1 protein-coding gene is annotated in these 641 nt (G+C 46.0%); it reads left to right on the forward strand.

What is annotated here, in order from left to right; all coding sequences use genetic code 11:
* The coding region (locus R8O10_RS25805) for a histidine kinase (protein ID WP_318192037.1) at positions 1–641 on the forward strand (641 nt) is incomplete at both ends.

Genomic DNA, 641 nt, shown 5'->3' on the forward strand with positions numbered 1-641 from the left:
GCGCAGTTGCAATTACTGACCAAGAGAAGATTTTGGCGTTTGTCGGTATTGGCGATGACCACCATAGACCGAATACGCCTATTTCATCGCAAAGCACATTAGATTCGATGGAGAAAAACGACATCATCTACCTTGATGGTACAGAGCGTCCGTACCAGTGTTCTTTGGCGAAAGATTGCAAACTCGGTTCGGCGTTGATCATTCCATTGCGAGCGGGTAAGGCGGTCATCGGAACAATCAAACTCTATGAACCTAAGCGTAAGCTGTTCTCAACCGCCAACATGTCAATGGCAGAAGGGATAGCTCAGTTGCTCTCCAGCCAAATTTTGTATGGCGATTATCAACAACAACAAGCGCTGTTAGCGCAGGCAGAAATCAAACTGCTGCACGCGCAGGTAAACCCTCACTTTTTGTTTAACGCGCTCAATACCATCAGTGCAATTACACGCCGCGACCCAGATAAAGCCCGTGAGCTTATCCAAAACTTGTCGCATTTCTTCCGCAGTAACTTAAAACAGAACATCAATACGGTGACGCTGAAAGAAGAGCTTGCACACGTCAATTCTTACCTCAGTATCGAAAAAGCACGCTTCACGGATCGCTTGGAAGTAGAAATAGATATCGATCCAAAATTGCTCGAT

The organism is Vibrio sp. 1727 (assembly GCF_033344415.1).
GTDB classification, from domain to species: domain Bacteria; phylum Pseudomonadota; class Gammaproteobacteria; order Enterobacterales; family Vibrionaceae; genus Vibrio; species Vibrio alginolyticus.